Below are 2618 nucleotides of genomic sequence, written 5' to 3'. Positions count from 1 at the left end.
TCGCCCATGGTCAGAGCCTCGGTCTGATCGTGGGTCACGTACAGGGTGGTGACACCGAGCTGACGCTGCAGGGCGGCGATCTGGGTACGGGTCTGCACACGGAGCTTGGCGTCGAGGTTGGACAGCGGCTCATCCATGAGGAAGACCTTCGGCTCACGGACGATTGCGCGGCCCATGGCCACACGCTGACGCTGACCACCGGACAGGGCCTTCGGCTTGCGATCAAGGTACTCGGTCAGGTCGAGGATCTCGGCGGCCTTCTCGACGCGCTTGCGGATCTCTTCCTTCGGGGTGCCGGCGATCTTCAGGGCGAAGCCCATGTTGTCGGCCACGGTCATATGCGGGTACAGGGCGTAGTTCTGGAAGACCATTGCGATATCGCGGTCCTTGGGCTGCATGGTGGTGACATCCTTATCGCCGATGAGGATGCGGCCCTTGTTGACCTCTTCGAGGCCGGCAAGCATGCGCAGGGTCGTGGACTTACCACAGCCAGAAGGACCAACCAGAACCAGGAACTCGCCATCCTTGATGTCAAGGTTCAGATCATCCACCGAGGGCTTGTCGTTGCCCGGGTAGATTCGAGTGACATGCTCGAATACCACATTTGCCATTATTACATTCCTTTCATCGGCAGGTACGTGCCGAACGATCCGTAGTGAAGGGGTGTTCACTTGTGGTACCGCCACGAACTCGCTGACAAACCTCGACAACGTCCTCGTAGCAGTATTTGCTTTTCTGGCGGTTCTAGAAGAAAACTCTTCATTGAGCCATGGCCCACTATACACAATCCGCCAAACACCGCAGGAAGCGTTGCCATCATTTGCCACGAGACATACGTGCGGCATATGCGCGCGAAGCCAGCGAAAACGGGACGGGACGGCTAGCGGACGCCCCGCCGCGCCAGCTTCGCCGCAGTTGCAAGGTTTTCCGCCATATTGCGCATCACGGCCACGCAGAAGCGCAGCACGCCACGCACCGGCCTGCCATTCGGCACGTCGACGAGCGCCTGCGCCGCGCGGGAGTCGATCATGCCGTTCGACAGTTTCGCCAATGCGCGCGGCGGCATGTTCATGGCGAACAGCGCGTCCAAGTCGGGTACGCCGCCATTGCGCCGCTGGGCCAGACGGGCCCGTCTCATCAGCCGATGCGCCCACCAACGGGCCATGCGGCTCGGCGAATTCGCCCAGCTTGAGAACGGGTCGTTGGCGGTGAAGCGGAAGCCGGCAGCGCACGACAAGGATCGGCCGGATCGCGTACGTTGCCCGGATCGGCCGGACAGCGGCAATGCCTCGGCGGCGCCACCCCCAGGACGATCGGACGCACCGGCAGCGGCGTCGCCTCCGGCTCGTCGGCACCGCGACAGGCGGATATCCTCGCAACTCTCCCCGACCAGTATGTCCACGTCATACAACGGTCGCGTATGCCATGACCCGGATTCCCAACCTCGGCTTCCGACGCCGGGCACATCGCCGCCCCCGCTGTCATCGGCCCAATACCGGAACGTGTAGGCGTCGAACGGAATCGTCACGCGACGAGATTCACCGGGGTCAAGCCGAACTTTGGCGAATCCCTTCAGCTCGCGGTCCGGGGCGCCATCGCGCCGCCCGTGCAGTCCCCGCACATAGAGCTGCGGCACCGCGGAGCCGGGCACATCGCCGATGTTGGTCACCGTGCAGCACGCCCCCTCGGGCGACACCGCGAGATCGGAGTAGCGGAATCGCGTGTAGCCCAGCCCGAACCCGAACGGAAAGCGCACCGACACGCCGGCGGCCAGATAATGCCGGTATCCGACACCCATGCCCTCGGCGTACACGGCATCCCGACCCGCGGACGGGTAACTCGTCGCGCATAGCGCATCTTCACCCGAAATCGGCCATGTTTCGGCCAAACGACCAGATGGGTTCACCTCACCGCACAATATGCGCGCCACCGCCGACGCGGCTCCCTGACCCCCCAAGCCGGCATACAGCACCGCCGAGCAGCCGTCGATCCACGGCACTTCAACCGGGGAGCCGGCCACCAGCACCGCAATGAGGGGCTTGCCGCCCGCGGCCGCAGCCTCGGCCAGCGCCTCCATCAACTCAGATTGCGCCGCGGGCATGCGCATATCCACGCGATCCACGCCCTCGGCCTCGCTGCGACCGTCCAGTCCCACCACCGCCACCACCGCGTCGACGTCGGCGCGGCGGGCCATGGCAACCGCCTCGCGCACCAATCCGGCATCCGAGACGCCGTCATGGCGATATCCGGCGGCGAATCCAGCCATCGTCAACGCACCATGAGACGCGGATTCCAGCGTGGCGACCAACGACTCCCGGCGGGTAGGTGTCACCGCCGACGATCCGCTGCCCTGAAACCGCGGACAGGCGGCCATGTCACCGATCAGAGCCACCCGAGCCCCTCGCGGCAACGGCAGGGTGGCGGCCCGCGACGACGCCGGCTCATTGCGCAGCAGCACCATCGACTCCTCGGCCACGCGACGAGCCAGACGATGATGCGCCGCCGCATCATGGGCGACGTCATGATCGACAGTATGCTCGACGTCACGAGCGGCGCAACGGGCCGCGCAACGGGCCACTTCGCGCGCCCGTTCGGTCACGTCCCCCTCGCTCAGACGC

Annotated in this window: 2 protein-coding genes; both read right to left on the bottom strand. The window is 65.3% G+C overall.

All coding sequences use genetic code 11. The features are described from left to right. The coding region (locus B2994_RS03060; RefSeq protein ID WP_291526914.1) for an ABC transporter ATP-binding protein at positions 1-611 on the bottom strand (611 nt) is incomplete at its 3' end. A 269-nt stretch (positions 612-880) separates the two neighbouring features. Beyond that, on the bottom strand, positions 881-2618 hold a 1738-nt coding region (locus tag B2994_RS03055; protein ID WP_291526913.1), incomplete at its 5' end, for a glycoside hydrolase family 3 C-terminal domain-containing protein.

The sequence above is a fragment of the Bifidobacterium sp. UBA744 genome, from assembly GCA_002298605.1.
Taxonomy (GTDB): Bacteria; Actinomycetota; Actinomycetes; order Actinomycetales; family Bifidobacteriaceae; genus Bifidobacterium.
Note: the sequence above shows the minus strand (reverse complement) of the source record. Positions and strands in the feature narration are given on the sequence as shown.